The 23,340-nt window shown below is 64.6% G+C and carries 22 protein-coding genes; 17 read left to right on the forward strand and 5 right to left on the reverse strand.

The features are described 5' to 3' along the window. Positions 1-80: 80 nt before the first annotated feature. Both ACRWQA_RS10985 and ACRWQA_RS10990 read right to left on the reverse strand, forming a co-directional pair. Positions 81-536: a tellurite resistance TerB family protein gene (locus tag ACRWQA_RS10985; protein WP_263583848.1), complete on the reverse strand. Its 456-nt coding sequence runs from the start codon at positions 534-536 to the stop codon at positions 81-83. A 61-nt stretch (positions 537-597) separates the two neighbouring features. After that, complete coding sequence (locus tag ACRWQA_RS10990) at positions 598-1,278, reverse strand: GntR family transcriptional regulator (RefSeq protein ID WP_434230921.1); 681 nt, start codon at positions 1,276-1,278, stop codon at positions 598-600. Between the two features lie 168 nt (positions 1,279-1,446). Here ACRWQA_RS10990 and ACRWQA_RS10995 point away from each other — a divergent pair, with 168 nt between their 5' ends. The 7 genes from ACRWQA_RS10995 to ACRWQA_RS11025 all read left to right on the forward strand — a co-directional run bounded on the left by ACRWQA_RS10995 (position 1,447) and on the right by ACRWQA_RS11025 (position 10,043). Then, positions 1,447-3,003, forward strand: a complete 1,557-nt coding sequence (locus ACRWQA_RS10995) for an ABC transporter substrate-binding protein (protein ID WP_434230923.1) — start codon at positions 1,447-1,449, stop codon at positions 3,001-3,003. 66 nt (positions 3,004-3,069) lie between these two features. Beyond that, complete coding sequence (locus ACRWQA_RS11000) at positions 3,070-4,047, forward strand: ABC transporter permease (RefSeq protein WP_434230925.1); 978 nt, start codon at positions 3,070-3,072, stop codon at positions 4,045-4,047. After that, positions 4,044-4,880 carry an ABC transporter permease gene (locus ACRWQA_RS11005; RefSeq protein WP_434230927.1) on the forward strand — a complete coding sequence of 279 codons (837 nt, stop codon included), beginning with the start codon at positions 4,044-4,046 and terminating at the stop codon, positions 4,878-4,880. Before ACRWQA_RS11000 ends, ACRWQA_RS11005 begins: the two co-directional genes overlap by 4 nt. A gap of 11 nt (positions 4,881-4,891) precedes the next feature. Next, positions 4,892-6,514: an ABC transporter ATP-binding protein gene (locus ACRWQA_RS11010; RefSeq protein WP_434230930.1), complete on the forward strand. Its 1,623-nt coding sequence runs from the start codon at positions 4,892-4,894 to the stop codon at positions 6,512-6,514. A gap of 28 nt (positions 6,515-6,542) precedes the next feature. Continuing rightward, positions 6,543-7,934, forward strand: coding sequence for an FAD-binding oxidoreductase (locus ACRWQA_RS11015; protein WP_263583842.1), 1,392 nt, complete (start codon positions 6,543-6,545; stop codon positions 7,932-7,934). 5 nt (positions 7,935-7,939) lie between these two features. Beyond that, positions 7,940-8,866, forward strand: coding sequence for a DMT family transporter (locus ACRWQA_RS11020; protein ID WP_263583841.1), 927 nt, complete (start codon positions 7,940-7,942; stop codon positions 8,864-8,866). 58 nt (positions 8,867-8,924) lie between these two features. Further along, entirely contained in the window at positions 8,925-10,043 is a 1,119-nt protein-coding gene (locus ACRWQA_RS11025) for a pyridoxal phosphate-dependent aminotransferase (protein WP_263583840.1), read from the forward strand. Here ACRWQA_RS11025 and ACRWQA_RS11030 read toward each other — a convergent pair. After that, a complete protein-coding gene (locus ACRWQA_RS11030) occupies positions 10,034-11,446 on the reverse strand; it encodes a sigma-54 interaction domain-containing protein (RefSeq protein WP_263583839.1) in 1,413 nt (470 codons plus the stop codon). The genes ACRWQA_RS11025 and ACRWQA_RS11030 overlap by 10 nt on opposite strands. A gap of 201 nt (positions 11,447-11,647) precedes the next feature. Here ACRWQA_RS11030 and speB point away from each other — a divergent pair, with 201 nt between their 5' ends. The 10 genes from speB to ACRWQA_RS11080 all read left to right on the forward strand — a co-directional run bounded on the left by speB (position 11,648) and on the right by ACRWQA_RS11080 (position 22,446). After that, positions 11,648-12,598 (forward strand): agmatinase, encoded by a 951-nt coding sequence (gene speB, locus ACRWQA_RS11035; protein WP_263583838.1) that lies wholly within the window; start codon positions 11,648-11,650, stop codon positions 12,596-12,598. A 44-nt stretch (positions 12,599-12,642) separates the two neighbouring features. Then, entirely contained in the window at positions 12,643-14,025 is a 1,383-nt protein-coding gene (locus ACRWQA_RS11040) for a YjiH family protein (RefSeq protein ID WP_263583837.1), read from the forward strand. A gap of 9 nt (positions 14,026-14,034) precedes the next feature. Continuing rightward, positions 14,035-15,654 (forward strand): 5-guanidino-2-oxopentanoate decarboxylase, encoded by a 1,620-nt coding sequence (locus ACRWQA_RS11045; RefSeq protein WP_434230933.1) that lies wholly within the window; start codon positions 14,035-14,037, stop codon positions 15,652-15,654. Between the two features lie 78 nt (positions 15,655-15,732). After that, a complete protein-coding gene (locus tag ACRWQA_RS11050; protein WP_434230935.1) occupies positions 15,733-17,043 on the forward strand; it encodes a purine-cytosine permease family protein in 1,311 nt (436 codons plus the stop codon). A 21-nt stretch (positions 17,044-17,064) separates the two neighbouring features. Further along, entirely contained in the window at positions 17,065-18,510 is a 1,446-nt protein-coding gene (locus ACRWQA_RS11055) for an aldehyde dehydrogenase family protein (RefSeq protein WP_263583834.1), read from the forward strand. A gap of 74 nt (positions 18,511-18,584) precedes the next feature. After that, positions 18,585-19,073, forward strand: a complete 489-nt coding sequence (locus ACRWQA_RS11060; RefSeq protein ID WP_263583833.1) for a GNAT family N-acetyltransferase — start codon at positions 18,585-18,587, stop codon at positions 19,071-19,073. 289 nt (positions 19,074-19,362) lie between these two features. After that, a complete protein-coding gene (locus tag ACRWQA_RS11065) occupies positions 19,363-20,358 on the forward strand; it encodes a TRAP transporter substrate-binding protein (protein ID WP_434230938.1) in 996 nt (331 codons plus the stop codon). A 24-nt stretch (positions 20,359-20,382) separates the two neighbouring features. Then, the gene (locus ACRWQA_RS11070; protein ID WP_434230964.1) at positions 20,383-20,901 is read left to right on the forward strand and encodes a TRAP transporter small permease; all 519 of its coding nucleotides are present in this window, start codon (positions 20,383-20,385) and stop codon (positions 20,899-20,901) included. Next, positions 20,898-22,157: a TRAP transporter large permease gene (locus ACRWQA_RS11075; RefSeq protein ID WP_434230941.1), complete on the forward strand. Its 1,260-nt coding sequence runs from the start codon at positions 20,898-20,900 to the stop codon at positions 22,155-22,157. Before ACRWQA_RS11070 ends, ACRWQA_RS11075 begins: the two co-directional genes overlap by 4 nt. An 85-nt stretch (positions 22,158-22,242) precedes the next feature. After that, entirely contained in the window at positions 22,243-22,446 is a 204-nt protein-coding gene (locus ACRWQA_RS11080; protein ID WP_263583964.1) for a hypothetical protein, read from the forward strand. A 9-nt stretch (positions 22,447-22,455) separates the two neighbouring features. Here the strand turns inward: ACRWQA_RS11080 and ACRWQA_RS11085 are convergent, their stop codons facing one another. Together ACRWQA_RS11085 and ACRWQA_RS11090 are read right to left on the reverse strand one after the other, a co-directional pair. Beyond that, positions 22,456-23,043: a class I SAM-dependent methyltransferase gene (locus tag ACRWQA_RS11085; RefSeq protein WP_263583830.1), complete on the reverse strand. Its 588-nt coding sequence runs from the start codon at positions 23,041-23,043 to the stop codon at positions 22,456-22,458. 87 nt (positions 23,044-23,130) lie between these two features. Further along, positions 23,131-23,283, reverse strand: coding sequence for a hypothetical protein (locus ACRWQA_RS11090; protein WP_263583829.1), 153 nt, complete (start codon positions 23,281-23,283; stop codon positions 23,131-23,133). Between the last annotated feature and the right edge of the window lie 57 nt (positions 23,284-23,340).

The following is a 23,340-nucleotide window of genomic DNA, read 5'->3' on the forward strand; positions in this document are numbered from 1 at the left end:
CCGGAACGAGCGCCAAGTCTAGCAGTACGGTACAGCCGGAGCCGCTCAGATCCCTCGTTTCATGTCCCGAATCAAGGGATCTATTCGGCCTTGTCCTGTACCTGCAGCTTGGTGCGGATGAAATCGGAGTGGCTGACATGCAGCAGCTCGGCCAGGCGCCGGATACGATGCTCCTCAAGGTGATGCGATTCGCCATCGGCATAGGCCAGGGACCACATCATGCGCACCAGCTCGCAGCGCTGCGGGTAGTCGTAGTGTTGCTTGATCAAGCTGACGAATTGGTAATGATCGACCGAGGTCTCGATCTCCTCGCGAGCCAACTCCATCAACTCCTGGACTTCGGCGTCGGAGAGGTGGAAATGTCTCTGCAGCATCTCCCGCAGCGCAGCGAGCTCCGCCTCGTCGGTGCGGTAATCGGCTCGCACCACTTCGCACAGCAGGGCCGCTGTAGCGCGTTCGAGCGTCGGTACGCTCCTGTCCGAACCCTCGGGTTCGGACAGGGCCTGCTGGAAGAAGCGCTGAATGGTTGCAAGCATGATCGTCCCCTAGCCGTCTATCGCCTCTGACCCAAGGCAGTCCCGCTTGTTCCGTGCCGCGTCAGGTATCGCCGATCCCCTTCACCACGTAGTGCTGCGCCACGCCGATATGGTAGTCGATAGCTTCCCGGCAATGCCCGGGATCTCCACTGGCCAAGGCGTCAAGCAGCGCCCAGTGGGAGGTCGCTATGCTGTCGGGTTCGGCATGGGTCTTGCCGATCAGCGCGATGCACAGCCGCAACTCGTGAGTGATGTCGTCAAACGCCTTGAGCAGGCGTCGGTTGCCGGCAAAGGCGATCAGCATGCGGTGAAAGACCAGGTCCTCCTCGATCTTGCGGCTGTCACTGTCCTTCAGGGCCACTTCGCACATGAGCTCGACTTGCCGGCGCAGGGCGAGTTCTTTCTCGGTATCGTAGGTCTCGATCAACCGCGCCAGTGCATGGCGCTCCAGGCACAGACGCAGGTCGAATACGTCGTTGAGTTCGGTGGCGTCCAGGGCGCGCACGAAGAAGCCGCGCCGCGGTTGCGATACCAGCAAGCCGCGACTTTCCAGCAGACGCGCCGCCTCGCGGACCGGCGCCCGACTCACCCCGAGATCGCGCGCCAACTGCATTTCCGATAGCCGCTCGCCGGGCGCGTAATGCTGACGGATGATGGCCTGGGTCAGGAAATCGGCCACCTGCTCCACCAAGTTGCGCTGCTGTATGACCATGCCCTGCCCGAATTCCTTGGAAGCTGTCATTCACCGAAGCTCTCGAAGTTGACTCCGCTACAGTATGACGCAAAGCGATACTCTGTCGACCGTCGATTGACGACTGTCGACAGTTTGGGAAGGCGCTGCTAAGGTCAATAAGGTTCATTAGCGGCATCCAACGCAAACAAAAGCCGAGACAACAAGAAGGAACCGACAATGAGAAAGACGCCCTTGGCCGCGGCTCTCGCTGCTCTGGCCTTCACTGCCACCTTCGCCACTGCCGACGAACCCAAGCGTGGCGGTGTCATCGATACCATCATCCAGCCCGAGCCTCCCGGACTGGTGCTGGGCATGGTCCAGAACGACCCGACCCGCAAGGTCGCCGGCAACATCTACGAGGGGCTGCTGCGTTACTCCACCGACCTCGAGCCGACACCGCAGTTGGCCGAATCCTGGGAAGTCAGCGACGATGGCCTGACCTATACCTTCCACCTGCGCGAGGGCGTGCTATGGCATGACGGCGAGCCCTTCACCGCCGAGGACGTGGTGTTCTCGGCCGACGTCTTCCATCGCGAGCTCAACCCCAGTGCCCGCGCCGTGCTGCAGCACGTGGAGAGCATCGAGGCGACCGACGATCATACCGTCGTCTTCACGCTGGCCGAGCCCTTCGGCCCGTTCCTGATTTCGTTCGAGGCCGGTACTTTCACCATGGTGCCCAAGCATATCTATGAGGGCACCGACTTTCGCGACAACGAGGCCAACAACCACCCCATCGGAACCGGCCCGTTCAAGTTCGACAGCTGGGATCGCGGTACCGTGATCCAACTGGTACGCAACGACGACTACTACGAGGAAGGCCTGCCCTACCTCGATGGCGTGAACTGGCACATCATTCCCGACGGAGCCTCCCGCGCGGTGGCCTTCGAGAACGGCACCGTCGACGTACTGCCCAACGGTACGGTGGAGAACTTCGATATCCCCCGCCTCTCGGAAATGGAAAATTCCTGCATCACTGACAAGGGCAACGAGTACTTCAGCCCCTTCGCCATGTTATGGATGAACAATCGCGAAGGCCCCACAGCCGACAAGCGCTTCCGCCAGGCGGTGATGTACGCCATGAACCGTGAGTTCGCCCGCGACGTGCTGTGGAACGGCATGGGCCAGGTACCGCTCTCGGCATTCGGCTCGAACGCCAAGTTCCAGCACGACGGCCTCGAGCCCTACGATCACGACCCCGAGCGCGCCCGCGAGCTGCTCGACGAAATGGGCTACGACGGCGAAGAGATACGCCTGCTGCCGCTACCCTACGGTGAGACCTGGACTCGCTGGGCCGAGGCCGTGCAGCAGAATCTTCGCGAGGTCGGCGTCAACGTGCGCACGGTCGCCACCGACGTGGGCGGCTGGAACCAGCGCCTCGGCGACTGGGACTTCGATCTCGCCTTCACCTACCTCTACCAGTATGGCGACCCGGCGCTGGGCATCACCCGCTCCTATCGCTCGGACAACATCGAGAAGGGCTCGCCCTGGAACAACGTCGAGGGCTACGAGAACGAGCGTATCGACGAGCTGTTCGACGAGGCCGCTACCGCCTATCCCGAGGAGGAGCGAGAGGCGCTCTACCATGAGGCTCAGGAGATCCTCCACGAGGACGTACCGGTGGGCTGGCTGATGGAGCTCGGTTTCCCGACGATCTACCGCTGCGACGTGAAGGATCTGATCACGTCGGGCGTCGGCATCAACGATGCCTTCCGGGACGCCTGGCTTGATCGCTGATCGCTCTCGCGTGACAGGGGCGGCCCTGCCGGCCGCCCCACTCTTTCGACCCCAGAGGCTTGCTGCATGCTCTATGCCCGCTTGATCGTGATGCGGCTGCTCAAGGCCGTCGTCGTGCTGTTCTTGATCATCATCTTCAACTTCATCCTGATTCAACTGGCACCGGGAGACCCCGCCGCCATCCTCGCCGGCGAGGCAGGCGCCACCGATGAAGAATTCCTGCGCCAACTGCGCGAGCGCTTCGGTCTCGACCAGCCCCTCTACGTGCAACTGTGGCGCTACGTTTCAGGTATCGCCACGCTCGATTTCGGCTGGTCCTACCGCCAGGGCATGCCGGTACTCGACCTCATCCTGGCGCGGCTGCCGGCGACACTGCTGCTCACCGGCACCGCTTTCGTGCTGTCGCTGGGGTTGGGCATCCTGGCCGGTTCCATGGCTGCGGCCCGGGTCAAGAAACCCTCGGGCTCGCTGATTATGGCGCTGGCGCTGATCTTCTATGCCACGCCGCTGTTCTGGGTCGCCCTGATGTCGGTAGTGCTGTTCTCGGTCTATCTCGACTGGCTGCCCGCCTATGGCATGTATACGGTGGGTGCAGGTCATAGCGGACTGGCCCTGGTGCTCGATATCGCCAAGCACCTCGTCCTGCCCGCCACCACCCTGGCGCTGTTCTTCATGGCCATCTATACCCGCATGACCCGCGCCTCGATGCTGGAGGCGAGCCAGCAGGACTACGTCAAGACCGCCCGCGCCAAGGGGCTCTCCCCGCGAGTGATTCAGCGCCGTCATATTCTGCGCAACGCCTTGCTGCCGATCATCACCCTGGCCGGCCTGCAGGCAGGCCAGATGGTCGGCGGCGCCATCCTCACCGAGACCGTCTTCGCCTGGCCTGGCATCGGCCGCCTGATGTTCGAGGCGCTGCAGCAGCGCGACTACAACCTTTTGCTCGGTATCTTCTTCTTCTCCGCCGCCCTGGTCATCGTCTTCAACATCATTACCGACCTCGTCTACCGCCTGGCGGATCCGCGCATCAAGGAGGGCTCATGAGCTTCTTTGCACGCTTCGCGCAGAATCGAGGTGCCCTGGTCGGCCTGCTTATCCTGATCGTCATCATCGCTATGGCGATCCTGGCCCCGCTGCTCTATCCCGAGTCGCCCTGGCGCATGGTGCAGCGGCCGTTTCTCGCCCCCATGGAGGCAGAAGGCTTCTGGCTGGGTACCGACACCATGGGCCGCGACGTTGCCGCCGGCCTGATGCATGGCGCCTGGGTGTCGCTGCTGATCGGCCTGGTCTCGACCACCGTGGCACTGTTGATCGGCGTGCCCCTGGGCGCCGTCGCGGGCTACTACGGCGGACTGATCGACGACGGCCTGATGCGCTTCACCGAGTTCTTCCAGACCATTCCCAACTTCGCCCTGGCCATCGTGCTGGTGGCGATCATGCAGCCCAGCGTGACCTCCATCGTGCTGGCCATCGCCATCGTCAGCTGGCCGCCAGTGGCGCGCCTGGTGCGTGCCGAGTTCATGTCGCTGCGCCATCGCGAATACGTGGAAGCAGCGCGGCTCGTCGGCCAGACCCACCGCACCATCATCCTGCGCCAGATCCTGCCCAACACCCTGTCGCCGATCATCGTGCTCGCCTCGTTGATGGTGGCCACTGCCATCCTGCTGGAGTCGGCGCTCTCCTTCCTCGGCCTGGGCGATCCCAACGTGATGTCGTGGGGCTACATGATCGGCGCCGCCCGCACCGTGATCCGCCAGGCCTGGTGGCTGAGCTTCTTCCCCGGCGTGGCGATCCTGCTCACCGTACTGGCGCTCAATCTGGTCGGCGAGGGGCTCGACGACGCCCTGAATCCCAAGCTCGCACGTGAACGCTCCTGAGGAGACGAAAGATGACAGACACGACTCCGGTACTGAGCATTCGCGACCTGACCCTGGCCCTGCCCAAGGGGGCGGATCGCGACTATGCGGTCGAGGAGGTCAGTTACGACGTGGCACGCGGCGAGATCCTGTGCGTGGTAGGTGAGTCGGGCTCCGGCAAGTCGATGGCCGCCAACGCGGTGATGGGCCTGCTACCCAAGGGCGTACGCCCGACGTCCGGCGAGGTACTGTTCGATGGCCAGGACTTGCTCACACTGAGCGAAAAACAGCACCGCCAGCTACGCGGCCTGCGCATCGGCATGATCTTCCAGGAACCGATGACGGCGCTCAACCCGCTGATGCGTGTCGGCGCCCAGATCGCCGAAGTGTTCGAGGCGCATGGCAAGTACAACGGCCGCGAACGACAGGACAGGGCACTGGCGCTGCTCGAGGAGGTAGGCATTCCTCAACCCGACCGAGCCATCCGCGCCTACCCTTTCCAGCTCTCCGGCGGCCAGCGCCAGCGCGTGATGATCGCCATGGCGCTCGCCCTGGAGCCGGAATTGCTGATCGCCGACGAGCCGACTACCGCGCTCGACGTCACCACCCAGGCGCAGATCCTCGAGCTGATTCGCGACCTGCAGCAGCGCCGCGGCATGGCGGTGATGTTCATCACCCACGACTTCGGCGTCGTGGCCGAGGTCGCCACACGTGTCTGCGTGATGCGCCACGGCCGGATCGTCGAGCTCGGCACGGCGGCAGAGGTGCTCGGCAATCCCCGTCACGAATATACCCGGGCCCTGCTCGAGGCCATTCCCAGCAACGTCATCCCCGACATCCGTGAAGGAGAAAGACCGCAGCCGCTACTGGAGGTGTGCCACCTCGACAAGGTGTTCCGCTCCCGTGGCGGCCTGTTCAGGCCGGCCCGCGAGGTCCGCGCCCTGGACGACGTCAGCTTTACCCTGGCCAGGGGCGAGACAGTAGGAATCGTCGGCGAATCCGGTTCGGGAAAGTCGACCCTGGGGCGCTGCGTGGTGCGTCTGGAGCGTCCGGACAGCGGCTCGCTGAGCCTGGCAGGCACCGATCTTTCTGCCCTGCGGGGAGATGCGCTGCGCCGGGAGCGTCACCGCGTGCAGATGATTTTCCAGGACCCCTACGCCTCGCTCAACCCGCGCCATCGGGTGGGCTATGCCATCGCCCAGGGACCCATGGCCAACGGCGTGCCTCGCGTCCAGGCCATGCGTCAGGCCGAGGAACTGCTCGAGTTGGTGGGGCTCGGCGCCGTGGCCGTGGACCGCTTCCCCCACGAGTTTTCCGGCGGCCAGCGTCAGCGCATCGGCATTGCCCGGGCCTTGGCGCTGAACCCGGAGCTGATCGTCGCCGACGAGGCAGTCTCGGCACTCGACGTGTCGATCCAGGCCCAGGTGCTCGAACTGCTCGAGGAACTCAAGCAGAAGCTATCGCTGTCGTTGCTGTTCATTACCCACGACCTGCGTGTCGCGGCTCAAATCTGCGACACCATCATCGTCATGCAACATGGTCGCATCGTCGAGCAGGGTACGGCCAAGGAGGTATTCCTCAATCCCAGAGAGGCGTATACCCGGCAGTTGCTCGATGCCATTCCCGGTCGGGCGCATGAAGCAGCCATGGCCTGAGACACGACGACGAAGAGAAGGAGGATCGATGCAAGCGTTATTGAAGGAAATGGCCGCCGTCGTCGGCGCGGGCAACGTGCTGACCGGAGAGGATGTGAGACAACGCCGGGTCGACTGGATGACCGGCACCCCCTGCCGTGCCGGCGCCATCGTGCGCCCCGGCAGCACCGGCGAGCTGGCCGAGGTGATGCGCCTGTGCCATGCCGTCGGCCAGCCCGTGGTCACCCATGGAGGACTCACCGGACTGGTACATGGCGGCGCAGCGGAGCCCGATGAACTGGTCGTATCGCTCGAGCGCATGAGCGCCATCGAATCGATCGACCCCGTCGGAGGCACCATGACCGTTCAGGCCGGCTCACCGCTGCAAGCGGTCCAGGAGGCCGCCGAAGCCCATGGCATGGTGTTTCCGCTCAATCTGGGGGCACGCGGTTCCTGCACCATCGGCGGCAATATTTCCACCAACGCCGGCGGCGTGCGGGTGATCCGCTACGGCATGATGCGTCAGCAGGTACTGGGACTGGAGGCGGTACTGGCCGACGGCACCGTGATCAGCTCGATGAACCGCATGCTCAAGAACAATGCCGGCTATGATCTCAAGCAGCTTTTCATCGGCAGCGAAGGCACACTGGGCATCGTGACCCGGGCGGTACTCAGGCTGCAGCCCAGGATGGCAAGCGAACGCACCGCGCTGGTCGCCTGTCCCGACTTCGACGGGGTCACCGGCCTGCTGCGACACCTGGGCCGCGAACTTGGCGGCAACCTGGGCACCTTCGAGGTAATGTGGCGCAACCACTATTCGTTGCTCACCGAGGAGAGCGGCCGCAACACGCCCCCGCTGCCGGTCCGCTGGCCCTACTACGTCATCGTCGAATCCCTGGGCAACGACGACGCGGTCAATGCTGCTCAGTTGGGTGCCGCCCTGGAGTCGGCGCTCGAGGCTGGCTTGATCGAAGACGCGGTGCTCGCCCAGTCCGATGCGCAGCGTCAAGGGATCTGGGGTATTCGCGAGGACATCGAGGGGCTGATAGAGCAGCTCGCCCCGCTCTTCACCTTCGACGTCAGCCTGCCGATTCCCGACATGCCGGTCTACGCCGAGGGGCTGGAGCACGCCATACGCGAGCGCTGGCCCCAAGGACGCATCGTGGTGTTCGGCCACCTGGGTGACGGCAACCTGCACGTCTCGATCGGCGTGGGCGACAGCGGAGCCGACACCCGGCGCGCCGTGGAACAGATCGTCTACGGACCGCTGGCCGAGCTGGGCGGCTCGGTGTCCGCCGAGCACGGCATCGGTCTCGAGAAGCGGGACTATCTGGCGCTGTCACGCACCGCGGAGGAGATTGCCCTGATGCGTACGCTCAAGCGAGCCCTGGATCCCCAGAGCCTGCTCAACCGGCACAAGATCCTGGTCGCGGAAGGCTGAACGGCATGTCGACCCAGGCCCCCTCTTCCGCCTCGACGCTGCGACGCCACGACGTCGTCACGTTGGTGCTGATCGCCGCGATCGGGCTGTTCTGGGGCGGCAACTGGCCGGCGGTACGTTTCAGCCTGATGGACATCCCTCCCTTCAGCCTGCGCGCCATCGGCTTCAGCGTGGGCGCACTCGTACTGCTGAGCTGGGCGTGGCTGAAAGGCTGGCCCTTGATCATTGTCGCGAGTGAACGTGCATGGCTGGCCGCAACCGGCCTCTTCACCATTCTCGGCTTCAACCTGGGTACCGCCTTCGGCCAGCTGCACATGCCGACGTCCCAGGCCGCCGTCGTCGCCTTCACCATGCCCTGCTGGGCCCTGCTGCTGGCGATAGGACTGCTCGGCGAACGGGTCACTCCACGACAGTGGCTCGGCCTTGGCCTCGGCCAGGCCGGGCTGCTGGTTCTGCTTGGCCCGGCTGCCTGGCAGGCCGGCTTCGCCGGCCTCACTGGCCCGCTGTTCGTACTCGGCGCGGCGCTCTCCTGGGCACTGGGAACCGTGCTGACCAAGCGCCGCGGCGGCTGGCAGGGTCACCCCGTGGTCATCACCGGCTGGCAGTTCGCTCTCTCCGCACTGCCGATGGCGCTGCTTGCCGTCCTGATCGACTCGCCGAGCGCCCCCGGCACCTGGCGCTCCTCGACCTGGTTCGGCCTCGGCTACCATCTCGTCTTCGCCATCTGCCTGGCGCAGATGCTGTGGTTTCGCAACGTCAATCGCCTCACCATCGGCCAGTCCACCATCAGTACGTTGATCATCCCGGTGGTCGGCGTGGCAAGCGCCGTGGTACTGCTTGACGAGCCGCTCACGCTGCGGCTGCTATTGGCCTTGTGCCTGATACTCTCGGCGGTGGCCATCGTCATGACCCAGCGCAAGCCGCCGGCTTGAGCCAGTCTCTGCCTCCTGCGACGATCGCTCATATTGATTACCAGTACTGGAGTCTTGAATGCCTCGCTTCCCCACCCATTTGACCGGCTCCGGCCCCAGCAACCCCTTTCCCGGCATCAAGGTGCTGGAACGACGCATAGGCCGCGAGATTCCTCACCGCCTGGGTTCCAACGAGGGCCTCGACATGCCCCATCGGGCACTGCGCGAACGCTTCGGCGACGCCATGGTCGAGCACGTCTACTGCTATGGCGACTCGGAGGCACTGGGCGTGAGACAGCGCCTCGCCTCGCTCTATGGGGTGCCGCTGGAAGCCACCCTGGTGGATGCCGGCGCCGACAGCCTGATCGCGCTGGCGCTGCGCACCGTGGCCACGCCGGGCTGCACGGTGGTGAGCGCCAGCGGTACCTATCCCACCTTCGGCTACTTTGCACGAGGCCAGGGCTGCCAGCTCGTCGAGCGGCCCTATCGTGAGGCTCCGGGGCTGCTCTCACCGGATTTCGATGCCCTGCTGGCCTCCGCCCACGAGCATGGGGCCCGGCTCGTCTACGTTGCCAATCCCGACAACCCCAGCGGCCATCTGCACAGCAACGATGAGATCCACCGACTGCGTGCCGACCTTCCCGAAGATTGCTGGTTGCTGATCGACGAGGCCTACCACGACTTTCGCGACGATGCCGACTCCGCCTTCAGCCGCGAGGTGATGCCGGGGGTGATCCGCCTGCGCACGCTCTCCAAGGCCCACGGCCTGGCGGGGCTGCGCATCGGCTATGCCATTGCCGAGCCAGAGACGCTGGCCATGATGATGAAGGTACGCATCCATTATGCCGTCTCGACCCTGACCCAGGCCGCCGCCGAGACCGTGCTCGACCATCACAGCGAGGTCGAGGCGCACATCCATGCGGTGAAGCAGCGCCGCGAGCGGCTGGCCTCCCACTTCCGCGACCTGGGCGGCGAGGTGCTGCCCAGCGCGACCAACTTCATCGCCCTACGCCTGCCCAGCGCGGAGCTGGCAGGGCGGTTGAATCAAGAGCTACTCGAGGCCGGCCGGCTCATTGCCCGTCCCGCTCACCCGGACCTTGGGCATGTGCTGCGCATCACCGCGGTGGAGGACGCCCTGATGCCCGGCCGCTTCGAGATCCTCGAGCGGGCCATCATGGAGAACTCGGCTCAGCGCTGAATTTTGAGCCCGTGCCGCTTCAACTTGCGCACCACGCTTGGCTGGCTGATACCCAGCCGTTCGGCAATGGCGTAGGTGGTGGGAAGCGAACGGCACAGCGCCTGCAGCACACCGCACTCGATCCGTGCCAGGTAGGCGGGCAGTCCTTCGTCCTCGGCCAACTCCACCTGCGCCGAGGCCGCGACCGGTGGCGCCTGCGATGCCACGCCCGCGGTATCGCCCGGCGTGGGCGAGTAGATCAGATCCCCCGCCGACGAGAGCCAGGCACGCTCAAGCCAGTTCTCCAGCTCGCGCACGTTGCCCGGCCAGTCGCCGCCCATCAGCTCCGACCACACGCTGCCATGCAGCAGCTTCTGACGACCATAGCGCTGGTTGAGTCGCTCCAGGCATGCCTCGACCAGTGCCGGGATATCCTCGCGGCGCTCGCGCAGTGGTGGCAACGTAACCGGGATCACATTTAGCCGATAATAGAGGTCGAGGCGGAACGCGCCCGTCTCGACGCGCTTGGCCAGGTCCTGGTTGGTGGCAACCACCAGGCGGAAATCGACCTGCCGCTGGCGGGTGTCACCCAATCGGGTGACGCTACCGTCCTGGATCACCTTGAGCAGCTTGGTCTGCATCAGTAGCGGCAGCTCACCGATCTCGTCGAGAAAGAGCGTGCCGCCCTGGGCCTGCTCCAGCAGCCCCGCCTTGCCCTGACGCGCCGCGCCGCTGAAGGCGCCTGGCTGGTAGCCGAACATCTCCGACTCGAACAGGTTCTCGGGGATTGCACCGCAGTTCACTTCGAGGAACGGACCCTCGCAGCGTCGACTCCAGCGGTGCAGCTGACGGGCGAAGGCGGTCTTGCCGACGCCGGACTCGCCCAGCATCAGCACGGTGGCATCCGAAGGCGCCACGCGCTTGAGCAACAGGGCGAGCTCGCGCATCACCTGGCTGCGGATCTCCAGGCTCTCCAGCACATCCTCGAGCTGGCCGTCCTCGCCAGAGGTTCCGCCCTGGCTGCGCTTGAGGTGCTCGCTGAAGCGCTTCTGCAAGAGCGCGTACTCGTCCTGCAGCAGTTGCAGGTCGGTGAGGTCGCGCGAGCGGCTGACGATACGCTCGAGCCGGCCATTGACATAGACCGGATGCGCCTCGGCGATCACCCGCCGGCCCGTGCCGGTCACCTGCATCAGTTGTGCCGGCTTGCCACTGCGAATCACCTCGAGGCTGATGGAAGGCTTGAGCACGCCGTCCGCCTCGAGGCGCTGCACCGAACTGCCGATCAAGCGCTCCCGCGCCATGCCATAAACCGCCACGGCTCCCGGACTCACGTCGAGTACGCGGCCCGAACCGTCGACGATGAAAAAGTGGTCATTGGCCGTCTCGACGATGGTTCGCACCACCTCCTGGTCGATCTCGCTCATTTCGCTCACGCTGCTCAAGAACCGGGATTCATTTTTGTATCGCGATGCATGAGTGTATCAACCCGCGGTCGACTCGATCCAATTATGAATTGTCACGCTGCTCTCAAGCCCATGAAATCGGCACTCCAGGGTTGGCACGGAAACTGCAACTCGTCATGACAAAGTAAAGCAGATCATGACAAAGCAAAGCAGAGGCTACCCATGACCGACTACAACCAGCCGCTCGGCGGCAACGAGATGCCCCGCTTCGGCGGCCCCGCCACCATGATGCGCCTGCCCACCCAGCCCACTGCTGAAGGGTTGGATGCCGCCTTCATCGGCGTGCCGCTCGACGTCGGAACATCCAATCGCCCGGGAACGCGCCTGGGGCCGCGCCAGATACGCGACGAGTCGCGCATGCTGCGTCCCTACAACATGGCCACACGCGCCGCCCCCTTCGACAGCCTGCAGGTGGCCGATATCGGAGACGTACCGATCAACACCTTCCATCTGCCCAAGACGGTGGACATCATCAGCCGCTTCTACGACGAGGTGCTCAGCCACGGCTGCATCCCGCTCACGCTTGGCGGCGACCACCTGATCACCCTGCCGATCCTGCGCGCCATCGCTAACAAGCATGGTCCGGTGGGGCTGATCCATATCGATGCCCACGCCGACGTCAACGAGCACATGTTCGGCGAGCCCCTCGCCCATGGCACGCCGTTTCGCCGCGCCCAGGAAGAAGGGCTGCTGGCCAAGGGCAAGGTGGTGCAGATCGGCCTGCGCGGGACCGGCTACGCCGCCGAGGACTTCGACTGGTGCCGCCAGCAGGGTTTCCGCGTCGTCACCGCCGAGGAGTGCTGGTACCGATCACTCGAGCCGCTGATGTCGGAAGTTCGCGAGCAGATGGGCAATACCCCTGTCTACATCACCTTCGACATCGACGGGCTGGACCCCTCCGTCGCCCCCGGCACCGGCACCGTCGAGATGGGTGGGCTGACCTCGGCCCAGGGGCTCGAGATCGTGCGTGGCGCCGCCGGGCTCAACATCGTCGGTGGTGACATGGTCGAGGTCTCGCCGCCCTACGACACCAGCGGCAACACGGCGCTGATGGGCGCCACCCTGCTCTACGAAATGCTGTGCGTCTTGCCGGGCGTCAAGCGCCGCGACTGACATGACATTGCATGACACTACAACGACAACCCAAGGGAGAGCCCATGTCCACCACTGACACCACCCGCCGAAGCGCCGCCGTCCCGGCGCCTTTCGAACGCGGCAACCTGCTGAAATTCATTATTCCCTCGGCCATCGGCGTCGGCCTGTTCCTGGTGCCGTTCCAGGTCGGCGACACCATCAACATTGGCATGGGGCTGATGGCCGACGGGCTCAAGGCACTGCTCGGCGGCGCTCTGCCGGCCATTGCCGTGATCGTGCTGGTGCTCTCGGTGCTGGCGACCTCCTGGGTCAAGCTCGTACGCCCTCGCTGGGCCGATCAAGGGGTGCTGCACGACATGTTCCACGTCGGCCCGGTGTGGTTCGGCATGCGCCTCCTGGGGGCGGCCTTCGCCCTGATGACCTTCTTCCAGTTCGGACCCGAGTTCGTCACCGCCTCCTTCACCGGTGGGGTGATGCTCAACGACCTGGCACCCGTGCTGCTGACCTTCTTCTTCTTTGCCGCCCTGCTGCTGCCGTTCCTGGTCGAGTTCGGTTTCATGGAGTTCATCGGCAGCCTGGTACGCAAGCCGTTCCGGGTGATCTTCAACCTGCCAGGCCGCAGCGCAATCGATGCCACCGCCTCGTGGATGGGCTCGGGCACCGTGGGCGTACTGATCACGACCCAGCAATACGAGCAGGGTTACTACAGCCGCCGCGAAGCCTCGGTCATCGCGACCAATTTCTCCATCGTGTCGATCGCCTTCAGCCTGCTGATCACCAGCTTCGTCGACCTCAACCACATGTTCGTGCAGTTCTACTTCACCGTGGTGGTGGCCGGGCTGATCGCCGCGGTCATCGTGCCGCGCCTCCCACCCCTGTCACGCAAGCCCGACACCTACTACGAGCCGGTCGGCTGCCAGCTGGCCGAAAAGCGCACCGACGAGATGGGCCTGCTGCGCTACAGCCTGACCCAGGCGGTACGCCGCGCCGAGCACGCCCCAGGCCCCAGAGAGCTCGCCCGCAACGCGCTGTTCAACGTGGCCGACATCTTCCTCGGCCTGCTGCCGCTGGTCTTCGCCATCGGTACCGTGGCGCTGATACTCGCCGAGTTCACGCCGCTGTTCACCTGGCTCTCCTACCCCATGGTGCCGGTGCTCGAACTGCTGCGCATTCCCGAGGCCGAGGCGGCTGCCCCTGCTACCCTGGTGGGCTTTGCCGACATGTTCCTGCCGGCGGTGCTGGCCACCAACATCGAGAGCGAGTTGACCCGCTTCGTCATCGCCTGCCTGTCGCTGACACAGTTGATCTACATGTCGGAGATCGGTGCGCTGCTGCTCAAGTCCAAGATCCCCCTCAAGCTGTGGGAACTGGTAGCCATCTTCCTGCTACGCACGGCCATCACGCTGCCGATCATCGCCTTCATGGCCCACACCTTCTTCTTCTGAGGTTCGACGATGGCCAACCAACCAACGATGACCTGCGCTCAGTTGCTTTTGACGCTCTTGAGCAAGCGCTATGGGGTCGACACCGTGTTCGGCATCCCCGGCGTGCATACGGTGGCGCTCTACCGTGGGCTGGAGGACGGTGGCGTGCGCCACGTCACGCCGCGCCACGAACAGGGCGCCGGCTTCATGGCCGATGGCTACGCCCGCGCCACCGGCAAGCCCGGCGTCTGCCTGATCATCACCGGGCCCGGCATGACCAACATTGCCACCGCCATGGGCCAGGCGCTGGCCGACTCGATTCCCATGCTGGTGATCTCCAGCGTCAATCGCCGCGACACCCTGGGCCGCGGCCAGGGCCGATTGCACGAGCTTGCGAGCCAGCAGCAGCTGATGGCGGGCGTCTCCCGCTTCAGCCACACCCTGCTCGACCCCGCCGCCCTGCCCGAAGTGCTGGCCCGTGCCTTTGCCGTGTTCCAGGGCCAACGCCCCGGCCCGGTTCACATCGAGATCCCCATCGATCTGTTCGACTCGCCAGTGGAGATGACAGAACTGCAGCCGCCGGCGCGGCTGTACCGCCCGGCGCCCGACCCCGAGGGGCTGGCACTGGCTGCCGAATGGCTGCGTGAAGCAAAGCGCCCACTGGTGCTGCTGGGCGGTGGCTGCGTGGATGCACCCGAGGCGGCCAGGGCGTTGGCCGAAAGGCTCGATGCACCCACCGTGACCACCATCAATGCCAAGGGTCTGCTGGGTCGCAATCATCCTCTCGATCTGGGCGCCAACGCGGCGCTGCCGGCGGTGCGCGAGCTGGCCCGTAAGGCCGACGTCATCCTGGCCGTGGGCACCGAACTCGGCGAGACCGACTACGACGTGGTGTTCGACGACGGCTTCGAGCTGCGCGGCAGACTGATTCGCATCGACCTCGACGCCCAGCAGCTGGTGCGCAACCAGCAAGTCGCGCTGGGCCTGGTGGGCGATGCCGGACGCAGCCTGGCCTTGCTCGCCGAGTATTTTACCGAACCGCTCTCACGCGACGGCGCCGCACGCACAGCCGCCACGCTTCTGGCGCTCGGACTCGAAGCAGATCCTGCCTTCGCTCCCTTCGTGCCGCTCTACGCCGCCCTGCGCGAAGCACTTCCCGAGGCGATCCTGGTCGGCGATTCCACCGCCCCGGTCTATGCCGGCAACCACCTCGTCTCGCAGCCCGCCCCGCGGCGCTACTTCAACGCCTCCACCGGCTACGGCACCCTCGGCTATGGCCTGCCGGCGGCACTCGGCGCCCAACTGGGCCAGCCGATGCTGCCCGTGGTGGCATTGGTCGGCGACGGTGGCGTGATGTTCACCCTCAGTGAACTCGCCACCGCCGTGGAGCAGAACCTGCCGGTGGTGATCGTGCTGTGGCACAACCAGGGCTATGAAGAGATCCGCCGCTTCATGGATGCCCATGGCGTGGCTCGCTGCGGCGTCGACATCCAGGCGCCGGACTTCCAGACCGTCGCCGCCGGCTTCGGCTGCCTGGCCACCCGGATCGGCAATCCCGCCGAGCTGGCCCGAGCCCTCGCCATTCGCCCCAGCGACGGCCCCTTGCTGATCGAAGTGGACGCCAACGCCTGGCAGAACGGCCTGAACTGAGCGCATTTAGAACAACAACAAGATCACGGGCGCACGCCAGCCTCACGCGCCCCTGCCAACTTCCAAGGACACAACATCATGAGCCATGAACCCACCTTCCTCGGCCATGACACCCTGTCAGCCGATGACGTAGAACGCAGCCTTGGCATCCCCGGCACCTTTGCTCTGTGGCTCGGAGCCAATGTGGTTGTCACCACCATCCTGACTGGAATGCTGCTGGTTCCCGACCTGACCTTCCAGCATGCCATGACCCTGGTATTCATCGGCTCGGCCATAGGCATCATCCCCCTGGTGTTGATCGGCGCCATGGGGCAGCGTACGGGCATGACCACCATGGTCCTGGCCAGAGGCACCTTCGGCCGTCTCGGCGCCGCATTTCCCGCCTGGGTCAATCTGCTGGCGCTCATCGCCTGGAGCTGGATCCAAGCACTCCTGGCTGGCATGAGCCTCGATTATGCCGTCTCGACACTAACCGGCTACTCGAACGTGGCACTCTTCACGGTCATCTGTGAAACCTTGGTGGTGGCCATTGCCCTGCGCGGCCACCTGAGCATCGAGAAAGCCGAGAAACTGGCCGCCGTGCTGATGTTGGCCCTCTCCGCGGTCGTCCTATTCGCCCTCAATCGGCACTACGACCTGCCGACGATTACCGAACTCGATGCCACCGGGGTGCTTGGTGCCGGCGTGGCCTTCGACATTGTCATCGCCACCGCTTTCTCCTGGATTCCCCTAGCCGCCGACTATAACCGTCACTGCCATAGCCTCAAGGCCGCCGTTGTCGGCACATGGGGCGGCTATGTGACAGCCACCCTGATTGCCATGGGCCTCGGTGCGACCGTCTCGGCACTGTCAGTAGCCATCGGTTTCCCGCAGACCTACGACCCCACGGAACTGCTGAGCGGCTTCGGCTTCGGCCTGCCGGCGGCACTGGTAATCTTCTTCTCGGTGCTGACCACCAATGTCATGTGCGTCTACAGTGCCACGCTCTCCTTCATGAGCGTTCGGCCCGCCACTCCGTTCTGGAAACCCGCCTTGATGATTGGCGTGGTCTCCATCGTGGGTGCGCTTATCCCAGGTATTCTCGATCAGTTCCAGACCTTCCTGCTGATCATCGGCAGCGTCTTTATCCCGGCCTTCTCGTTGATGATCGTCGACTACTACCTGATCGACAGGGAACGCTATACAGCCGCGCGTCTGATCCACGGCCATGACTCCCTGCCCGCCATCAATGGCAAGGCCTTGGGCAGTTACCTGCTAGGTGCCGCCCTGGCCTACTACTGGAACTGGGTAGCCCCACTGGAGTTCGGTGCCTCCCTGCCTGTCTTCCTGATCACTGGCGCCCTCTACTATGTCGCCAGCAAGGTCTTGGCCCGTCCATTGCCAGCCTGATTCATTCAACGAGGAAAGAACATGCAACAGTTGGATCACCAGTTCATCGCCAATTGCTGGGTACCCTCACGGGGAGAACGCCGCCTGGCAGTGATGAACCCCTATCGCGAAGAGGTGATCGCCGAGGTCATCGCCGGCCACCCGGACGATGTCGACGATGCCGTTGCCGCAGCACGCCGCGCCCTGCCCGCCTGGCGTGCACTTTCCGGTGCCGAGCGCGCCGTTTATCTCGAAGGCTTCGCCGAAGGTCTCGCCCGGCGCCGCGACGCGCTGATTCGGCTCTCCTCGACCAACAACGGAAAGGTGCTGGCCGAAGCCGGCATCGACCTCGACGATGCCATCGCCTGCTACCGCTACTATGCTGGCCAGGCACGGGAACTCGATAAACGCCAGGGCCGCCTCGTCGAGCTTGAAATGGAAGGCGTCGAGGCGCGCTGCTATCACGATCCGGTGGGCGTGGTCGGCCTGATCACCCCGTGGAACTTCCCGCTGGTGACCAGCGCCTGGAAGCTCGCCCCGGCGCTGGCCGCCGGCTGTACGGCAGTGCTCAAGCCCTCTGAGGTGACGCCGCTGCCCGAGCGGACGCTGGCCGAAATCGCCCAGGAGATCGGCCTTCCCGCCGGCGTATTCAACCTGCTGTTCGGCGACGGCGAAGGCATCGGTGCCCCACTCGCCGCTCACCCCGCTATCGACAAGGTCTCCTTCACCGGCAGCAACCGGGTTGGTGAGGCGGTCATGCGCGCCGCCTCCGAGCGCACCGCCGACGTTTCGCTGGAACTCGGCGGCAAGTCGCCGATCCTAGTGATGGAGGATGCCGACCCCGCGCAGGCGGCCGATTGGGTCATGGCCGGCATCTACTTCAATGCCGGGCAGATCTGCTCGGCCACCTCGCGGCTGATCGTGCATGAAGCCGTCGCCGAGCCGCTTTACGCCGCCCTTGCGGAACGCATCGATGCGCTGACGCTCGGCGATCCGCTGGACGAAGCGATCGACATGGGCCCGTTGACCAGTGCCCGCCAGCGCGAGAGCGTTCACGCCTATCTCGCCGTCGCCGAACGGGAAGGGCTTAGAGCAGTACGCGATGCCAGCCATCGAAAGTTGCCCGAACGGGGCTACTTCGTCGCCCCTACCCTCTATCGCGACGTACCGTCACATAGCCGGCTATGGCGCGAGGAAATCTTCGGCCCGGTTCTCTGCGCGCACAATGTGGCCAGCGAACAAGAGGCGATTGACCTGGCCAACGACTGCGACTTCGGCCTGGCGGCAACCGTCGTGAGCGGCGATGGCGAGCGAGCCCGACGCATCGGACGCCAGCTACAGGCAGGCAGCATCTGGTTCAACAGTGAGCAACTGGTGCTGCCCGAAACCGGCTGGGGCGGCTTCAAGCGCAGCGGCATCGGACGCGAACTCGGTCCATGGGGGCTCTCGGCGTACTTGGCCGTTAAACATATCGTTGGCCCAGCTTGAACAGGAGGAATAACCTTTTCACGCAGTCATGACATAGAATCGAGGGCCGATGCCAGGTATCAAGGAGGACACCGATGATTCGCATCCGCCCCTACCAGTCGGGCGACTGGCCTGCCATGTGGGCCTTCATCGCCCCGGTACTGCACGCCGGCGACAGCTATGCCGTGCCCAGCCGGATCAGCGAACCCGATGCCTATCGCATGTGGGTGGAGCTGCCGCGTGCAGTACGTGTGGCCGAGGACTCCGCCGGCAACCTGCTCGGCGTGTACTACCTCAAGCCGAACCAGCCAGGGCCCGGCGATCACGTCTGCAATTGCGGCTACCTGGTGGCCGAGAAGGCGCGCGGACAGGGCATCGCCAACAAGCTGTGCGAGGATTCCCTGCGCGTCGCCCGCGAGCTCGGTTTCACCGCCATGCAGTTCAACATGGTTGTCTCGACCAACGAGGTGGCGATCCGCCAGTGGCAAAAGCACGGCTTCGAGATCGTCGGTACCCTGCCCTGCGCTTTTCGCCACCCACAGCAGGGGTTGGTCGATGCCCACGTCATGTACCGCCTTCTGTAGGAAAATGCCGGCGCGCGTGAATCGCTGCGCCATGGCCGCCAGCTCGTTAGTTAGCCTATTACTTGATGCTGGTCTGAGGAAGCGCTGAACAAATCGACGAGCGAGATGAAGCGCAAGGCGCACGGAGCACAGGAACCGGAGCATATGGGGTATATGTGAGGATTCCGAGCACCGCGCAACGCAGCGATTCGCTCGCACAGGCATTTGTGCAGTGTTTCCCTATCGATTGACCCTGTCGGGTTGGCTGGGGCATCCTCTCAACGGTTTGACCCGACAAAGGAAAATTAAAATGAAAACGTTTGCACGCCGCACGCTGGCACTCGGCATCTCCCTCGCGCTGACCTCCGCCGCTCAGGCTTCCGAATTCGAGGACATGGATCCGGTCACCCTGCGCCTGGCCCACGTGGTAAACGAGCAGGACGGCTTCCACATCGCCGCGGTCAAGTTCCAGGAGCTGGTCGCGGAGCGCACCGAGGGTGCCGTTTCCATCGATATCTACCCCAACGCCTCGTTGGGCGACGAGCGCACCCTGCTCGAGGGCATGCAGATCGGCACCGTCGACATGGGCGTTATCACCAATGGCCCGGTGGCCAATTTCGTCGAGGAGATGGCGGTGTTCGAACTGCCGTTCCTGTTCCCCTCGCCGGAAGCCGCCTACGAGATCCTCGACGGCGACATCGGCCAGGAGCTGCTCGACAAGCTCGCCGACGTCAACCTCAAGGGCCTGGCCTATGCCGAGCGCGGCTTTCGCAACCTGACCAACAGCGAGCGCACGGTGACCAGCCCCGACGACATCGACGGCCTGCGCATCCGCGTGATGGAAAACCCCGTCTACACCGACACCTTCCGCGAACTCGGCGCCAACGCCATTCCCATGGCCTGGACCGAAGCGCTCACTGCCATGCAGCAGGGCACCATCGACGGCCAGGAGAACCCGGTCAACGTCATCCACTCGTTCAAGCTCTACGAAACCCAGGACCACATGACGCTGTCGCGCCATACCTATGCGCCGGCGATCTTCGTCATGGGGATGCCGGCGTGGAACGAGTTGCCCGAAGCCGCCCAGGAGGTGCTGGTGGAAGCCGCCCAGGAAGCCGCCGAGCACGAGCGCCGCATGAACGCCGAGATGGAGGCCGAGCAGCTCGACGAGCTGCGAGCCGCCGGCATGGAGATCGTCGAAGAGCCCGATCTCGAAGCCTTCCAGGCTGCCGTGGAGCCGGTCTACGAGAAGTACGGCGAGCAGTTCGGCGACTATCTCTCGCGCATTCGGGAGGCACTGCAGTAAGTGAGCTCCCTGCCGCATGTCCTGATGGGCCTGCTGCAGCGTAGCGAACGTGCTCTCGACGCCGTCATCCAGCCCATTGTGTTCCTGGGCATGGCGGCGTTGATCGGCGTGATCACGCTGCAGATCGTCTCCCGGGTCTTCTTCACCGCGGTGGGCTGGACCGAGGAGGTGGCCCGCTTCCTGCTGATCTGGGTCACCTTTCTCGGTGCCACCCTGGCCTTCAAGCGCGGGCGCCATATCGCCGTGACCTTCGTCGTCGACGCCCTGCCCCTGCGCCTGGCCCAGTTGGCGCGGATCGCCGCGGTGCTGGTGGCACTGGGCTTCCTGGTCGCACTGATCGTGATCGGCTATCGCTACATGCAGGTACAGAGCTTCCAGCGCTCTGCTTCGCTGCGCCTCTCGATGACCTATGTCTACGCCGTGATGCCGATTTCCGCCGCGATCATGGCCTGGTATGCGCTGGTCGATGTCATCGAACTCATCGTCGAAGGTCCCCGGGCGGTTGATACCGACAGCGACAACGCCGAGGAGCCACCGGCATGACGGCCCTGCTCTTCATCCTGTTCTTCCTCTTCATGCTGCTCGGCGTGCCCATTGCGCTAGCCATCGGCGCCAGTACCCTGCTCGCTCTCGATGCCCAGGGCGTGCCGCTGATGGTGGTCACCCAGCAGATGTTCCAGGGCATCAACTCTTTCGCCCTGGTGGCGGTACCCATGTTCATCCTCGCCGGCGACCTGATGGCGCAGGGCAAGGTCAGTGCGAAGCTGGTCGACTTCGCCGACTCGCTGTTCGGCTTCCTCAAGGGCGGCCTGTCCATCGTTTCGGTCGGTGCCGGCATGTTCTTCGCCGCCATTTCCGGCTCCGGTGCCGCCACCACCGCCGCCGTCGGTTCCAGCCTGGTGCCGGAACTCAGGCGCAAGGGCTATGACCCCGCCTCGGCGGCGAGCCTGATCGCCGCCAGCGGTACCATTGGCGTGGTGATCCCACCCTCGGTGCCGATGATCATCTATGCCGTGATCGCACAGCAGTCGGTATCGAAGCTGTTCCTCAACGGCATCGTGCCCGGCATCCTGATGGGCATCGGGCTGGCCGCCATCGCCATCGTCCAGGCCTACCGGCGCAACTACCCGCGCGGTACCGCGCTGTCGCCGGCCACGATATGGCGCACCTTCAAGGGAGCCAGTTGGGGCCTGATGACCCCGGTGATCATATTGGGTGGGATCTTTTCGGGCATTTTCACGCCCAGTGAAGCGGCCGTAGTGGCGGTCAACTATGCCCTGCTGGTATCGCTGTTCGTCTATCGCGACCTGAGCCTGGGCGACGTCTACCGCATCCTGATCCGCTCGGCGATCACCACGTCCGTCATCATGCTGGTCATCGCCACCTCGGCGGTGCTGAGCTGGACGCTCTCGAGCTGGCAGGTTCCGAGCGCCATCGCCCAGGCGGTGCTGTCGCTCTCCACCGACCCCTACGTGATCATGCTGCTGGTGGTGGCGGTGATCCTTCTCACCGGCGTGTTCATCGAAACCGCCAGTGCGCTGATCATTCTCACTCCGGTATTGCTGCCGCTGGTACTGCAGCTCGGCATCAACCCGATCCATTTCGGCATCATCATCGTGATGGGCCTGGCGATCGGCATGATAACGCCGCCCGTGGCGATCAATCTCTATGTCGCCTCGTCGGTGACCCAACTGCCGCTGGAGCGCATCACCCGCGCCATCCTGCCCTATCTGTTGGGGCTCATCGCGGTACTGCTGCTGGTGGTCTATGGACCGATCCTGCTGGGCCTCTCCGGCTGAAAGAAGTTACGCTTGACGACCGTGCGGCCCGGCCTCAGGCTGGCCGCATGATCGCCACCTGACGAAGGGATTCCCCGTGACACTCATGTTTCGCATCGCCATTCCCCTGACCCTCGCCCTGCTCGCCGGCTGCACGACCTACACCTACGAGGACGGCAATCGCCAGACATTATGGGGAGTACCTGCCGAAGAGGAGACCCGGCGCTTTGAAGACGACCGCCAGGCCGAAGGCGTGCGATATCGCGTTCCGGGCCAGATCGAGGAGAACCGCAGCGAAGCGGAGCAGTAACACTACTACTCAGGCATGCAGGCGCAGCACCACGCTGAGGTTGTTGGCCGGCATCTCGATGGTTCGCTCCAGCATGAAACCATGCGGCTGCGCCTCGGCCACGACGCTTTCGAGATCGCGTACACCCCAACGCGGATCGCGCGCCTTGAGGTCGGCATCGAAGGCAGCGTTGCTCTCCGCCGTATGCCGGCCGTCACGGCGATAGGGGCCGTAGAGATAGAGCATCCCGCCCTCCCGCAGGCGCTCGGCGGACCTCGCCATCAGCGCCTCGGTAACGTCCCAGGGCGAGATATGCACGAGATTGATCGCTACCACGGCATCGAAGGGGCCGGCAGGCCATATTCCGGCCACATCCAGCGGCAGCGGCTCGAGTAGATTGCCGAGCCCCGCATGCTCACGCCAGGCGCTGATGGAGTCTCGGGCATCCGCGTTGGGATCGCTGGGCTGCCAGGTCCAGTCAGGTCGGGCTTCGGCCATGTACACGGCGTGCTCACCGCTGCCGCTGGCGACCTCGAGGATTCGAGCCCGCTCGGGCAGCATCGCATTCAGGACATCGAATATCGGCTGGCGATTGCGAGCCGCGGCAGGGCTCTTCATACGGCGACTCATGCGCTCGGTCTGCCTCGTTCGGGTAAGGATCGGTGTGTATGCTAAAGGCCCCGGTACATGCCCGGGGCCGATCATTCAAGGGTGACGGCGGCGCTCGTGTTCCGTCGTTGTCCGGGCCTGGCGCCCGCGAAAACCATCCAGCATCTGCTTGCCCTTGCGCTTCAACCTCGCGCGATTCTCCGGCTTGCGCAACCACCAGGCTGCTGCGAGTCCTATCAGTTTCTTCATCCTGACCTCCAACTGTCGGGCTGATGACTCTTCCTGTATGGACGTTGCCATGGGCCA

The sequence above is a fragment of the Billgrantia sp. C5P2 genome, from assembly GCF_051062895.2.